This window comes from Arsukibacterium sp. (assembly GCF_033722355.1).
GTDB lineage: Bacteria > Pseudomonadota > Gammaproteobacteria > Enterobacterales > Alteromonadaceae > Alishewanella.
Map to the genome: position 1 here is coordinate 1 of NZ_JAWVZF010000202.1, position 4,060 is coordinate 4,060.

Genomic DNA, 4,060 nt, shown 5'->3' on the forward strand with positions numbered 1-4,060 from the left:
AAGACGCTGATCAAGCCAGAGGCTGAAAGTGTTGCGAAAGCCATCGACCATGCCACCGACACCAATGCTGGTTGATAACGCAAGCAGCAACGCCACCAGAGCCACGCTTAACTGAGGAACTTGCAGCCGTGCCTCTGCCAAAAGCCACTGTAATATGGCTGAATCTGCAGAAAATGTCCGGGCCAGGCGCTGGCCTAGTCTGATGAGTGCCTCTAATAACAGTGGCATTAACAGCGCAGCAGTTAAAAAAATCAAAGCTAATAGCAAAAAGCCGCTCAGTAAAGACTCACCCAGCCATGCTGTTAAAAGGGCCAGCCAGAAGCTGATAATGCCCGGGCCCAGCAGCCTGTTTCGCTGTTTTTGCTGCCATGGCGATGGCATAGTTTGGCCAGGGTGGTTTTTGTTATGGCTGAAAAGTTTGAACAGGGGCACGATTGCCGCAATCAGCGTTCCACCCCATGCCATCAGTGCACCCTGAAGCCACCATTGCCATGAAAGCTGTAAGTCTCCAGAGACCTGAGCACCGTAAAGCCCGTTTAAGCTGGCAGAAAGATCAGGTAACAACAGTGCTGCTATCCAGTAACCGACCACCAGACCAGGCAAAGCAATTAAGCCGCCAAGTAATAACAATTCTGCTAGTAACCATGCCATCAGCTCACGCTCGCTGACTCCGCAACTGAATAATATACGACGCAGTACTAGCCGCTGCGTCAGGGCTAAATGAATAGCGGAGTATACCATCAGTAAACCGACTATGAATGCCAGTAAACTTAACGCACTCAGGTTCAGATGAAAGCTTGCTGTTAGCCGCGAAATATCATGATCACTTTGCGGCAAAACGAATTGAAGATGGCTGGCGAGTTGTGGCGGCAGGGCAGAGCGCTCGGTTTGCTCAAGCAGAAGTCTGGAGAATTGCCCTTCCATGTTAAGCCAGTACTGAGCAAGATAGACATCGGTAATAAGCTCGTTGTCTGCCAGGCCTGAACTGACCTCAATGCTGACTTTGTCACCTTGTGGGGTGAAAGGGAAACCGTCATTGGCAGTATGTGTCAACAAGGGTTTAATGTGCCTGGCGGTGGCTGGCGAAAGCCAGACCTGCCATGGCGGCGTCAAAAAATCTCGTAACGACAGCGGGCACGGCAAGCCGGTCAAAGTGGAAGAGGTCAGGTTCAGATTTTGTAATGTCATCGGCTCTATACCGATAACATTCAGCTTAACATCAGCGGGATCGAGCGTCAGCGTCCCTTCCACCAGCGGAGATACCTGCCAGCCTGAGCGGCGCAACTGAATATAAGCTGATTGGGCAATAGCGGCATTGGTCGTACTGACAATATGCGGCTGATTAATGCTGCCAAACCTGGCCGCCGCCTGATCGTAACTAAAACGGGCTTGCTGGTTCAGCGCTTGCACGCCGCTCCATAAAGCCGTTGCCGCAAGCAACCCTGTGATCAGGGTGCCAAGCTGCACCGGATGGCGCCACCAGTGACTGAGTAACGCTTGTAATACCCATAATGAACGCAGCCTGGATTGCATCAGACTAGTTTGCCCTGACTTAAGGTCATTGCCCGCTCCAGTTTTGCTGCCAAAAGCGCGCTGTGGGTAACCATCAGCAAGCTGCTTTTTGTCTCTTTAACCAGCGCCAGCATCAGGGTCATAACCTGTTCTGCATTAGTTTCATCCAGACTGCCGGTAGGCTCATCGGCAAATAACAGCGGTGTCCGTGCTGCTAAAGCCCGGCCGATGGCAACCCGTTGCTGCTGGCCGCCTGATAGCTGTGCCGGATAACGTGTTAGCAGCGTATCCAGCCCTAACTTCCGGATAAGATGATCTAACCAGTGGCTGTCCAGTGTGCCAGCGAGCCGGGCCTGAAACGCTAAATTGTCCCAAATACTCAGACTGGGAATTAAATTTAACTGTTGGAAAATAACCCCGATACAGTGACGCCGCAGCCGCGCGCGCTCGCTATCAGTTAATGTTGTAATATCCTGGTTTTTAATGAAAACCTGGCCTTGATCAGCGTTTTCCAGACCGGCCAGGATATGCAGCAACGTTGACTTGCCACACCCGGATTCTCCCATTAATGCGACGCTTTCGCCCGCTTTAATGGCGAAATCCAGACCACTGAACAGCGGCAGAGGGCCTTGCGGCGTTTGATATGATTTCGCTAAACCGGTTACCTGTAGCATGTGTCTGTCCTGGTTGCCTGAACTTAATATAGACTTTAAGTGTACAAGTGGAGTAAGGATCAGTGAAAATTGCTAAGTGGCTGCCCCAGCAGGAATCGAACCTGCAACTGCCCCTTAGGAGGGGGCCGTTATATCCATTTAACTATAGGGCAAAGGTGTAGCAGATAACGCGCGAAAGTTTAACAGAATAAACGGCTTAAGTGAATGGCGAAACACGTTGCCGTCGGCTTGTTTTCCCGGGGCTGAATGTGTTTACATGCCTGTACTGCTAATGCTTATCAAATCACCAGTTTGTAAATGACTCAACAGGGTAGGGCTGTCTGCACTGGCCCATGCGTTGTCGCTGCTGATGTCTGTTATGTTCAGCTTAACTGGGCTTTTGTGCAGTTTTTCCAAACCATCTTTGCCGGCAAAACGTTGGATTTGCATCACCGTTACGCTATCGCCACGCTGCAGCCCCTGGCGGCTGCCTTTATTGATAGCGATTTGATGCTGATCAATATGACTGATTTGCGCCAGCAAGCTCTGGCACTGAGTATGTTGCTGAATGTCTTTTGCCACCGCTTTTAAAACGGTATCGATTTTCTGGCCGTAGGGTTGTTGCCAGAATTGCTGACTATGGCTGCCTGCTATGGTCAGCTCACTATTCCACTGAGCCTGGGTACGATATTGCCGGGTAAACAACAGCTGGTTATTAAATGCATCATACAATGCTACATCCAGGGCGAAGAAGCGCTCGAAGCGGTCATTCTGCCAGAAGCGGTTGGTTTGTTTTCCCAGCGACAGATCAGTGATCTGGCTGACCAGCACGAACTGCTGACCATCGTTAAATAACTGGCGGTTCGTGGTTTGGGTCAGCAGGTCGGGCTGTAAACTGTAATCTACTGTATTGACCACCACGGCAGGGCTGTAATCCAGCAGGTGACGGGACAATTGGGCGGTGGCATTTTCATCCAGTTTAAATAACTGACCATGCACGGCATCATGCCGGGCGCCAAGTTCTATCCTGGCTAATAGCAGCGGTTTCTTTTGCTGGCTGCCGACACAGCGTTGTTGTCCCGGTAAAATTTCTGCTTGCAGCGTTATCGTAACATAGTCATTACTGTAGTTTTCACGCAGTAAACGTATTTCACGGATTTCTGAGTTGCTGTCAAGCGTAAGCTGATGCTGTTGCATAACGCCGGCAACTAACTGTTGCTCGCTGGTGATCCTGACACCGGCAAATAAGGCCGCCCGCTCCAATGCATCAGCAATGGCTGCCTGTTTTGCGGCGGCGGTATCTCCTTGTTCTATCTTTGCCTGGCCTGTCATTTCATACCAGTTAGCACTAACGGGTGTAGCCAGCAAAATAGTGCAGCAGCTGACGGCAAAAAATCGTAATTTCATAAATCGCCAATAATCAGTTAAAAGGGCTTATGCTTTGTTAATTAGCAAAAACTGTGCCTTAGTTTTATATCTGGAAAACATAAGATCACTAGGCGGACATGGTTAGTATATTGAAGCAGCTAGGGACTCGCAGTTTATAACAGCAAACAGTGAAGATGGCGCAGAATTTGCTTAGGTTTGAGAAGTAATACTTACCACAGTTATGTCAGCCGATGTTCTGACGACGGATGCCTTATGATGAAATTAGCCATTGCCACCTTTTCTGTATTTTTACTCAGTAGCTGCAGCCAGATCTTCGATAAACATATTGAATATGCGCCGGTAAAGCCTGATGCTTTTCCGTTGCTGCATGCTGTTGGTATGGCACCGATTTCACTGCAACCTGGTCAGTCTGATAGCCAGAAAATGTTACTGGCAATGCGGGCGTCAAAACTGGAAGCCTATCGCGAGCTCGCGGAGCAGGTATATGGTCAAAGAATTGACAGTAG

The 4,060-nt window shown here is 49.7% G+C and carries 4 protein-coding genes and 1 tRNA gene; 1 reads left to right on the forward strand and 4 read right to left on the reverse strand.

The window, feature by feature from the left end:
* The 4 genes from R3177_RS13525 to R3177_RS13540 form a co-directional block, all read right to left on the reverse strand.
* Positions 1 to 1,533, reverse strand: a 1,533-nt coding sequence (locus tag R3177_RS13525) for an FtsX-like permease family protein (RefSeq protein ID WP_318971550.1), incomplete at its 3' end; no start/stop codon positions are given.
* Positions 1,533 to 2,186: an ABC transporter ATP-binding protein gene (locus R3177_RS13530; RefSeq protein ID WP_318971551.1), complete on the reverse strand. Its 654-nt coding sequence runs from the start codon at positions 2,184 to 2,186 to the stop codon at positions 1,533 to 1,535. The genes R3177_RS13530 and R3177_RS13525, both read right to left, overlap by 1 nt.
* A 77-nt stretch (positions 2,187 to 2,263) precedes the next feature.
* Positions 2,264 to 2,338, reverse strand: a tRNA-Arg gene (locus R3177_RS13535).
* Between the two features lie 100 nt (positions 2,339 to 2,438).
* Entirely contained in the window at positions 2,439 to 3,572 is a 1,134-nt protein-coding gene (locus tag R3177_RS13540) for a flagellar assembly protein T N-terminal domain-containing protein (protein WP_318971552.1), read from the reverse strand.
* A gap of 234 nt (positions 3,573 to 3,806) precedes the next feature.
* On the opposite strand from R3177_RS13540, the gene R3177_RS13545 reads away from it, so the two are divergent.
* Positions 3,807 to 4,060 (forward strand): LPP20 family lipoprotein (locus R3177_RS13545; protein ID WP_413229093.1); only part of this gene is annotated, 254 nt, incomplete at its 3' end.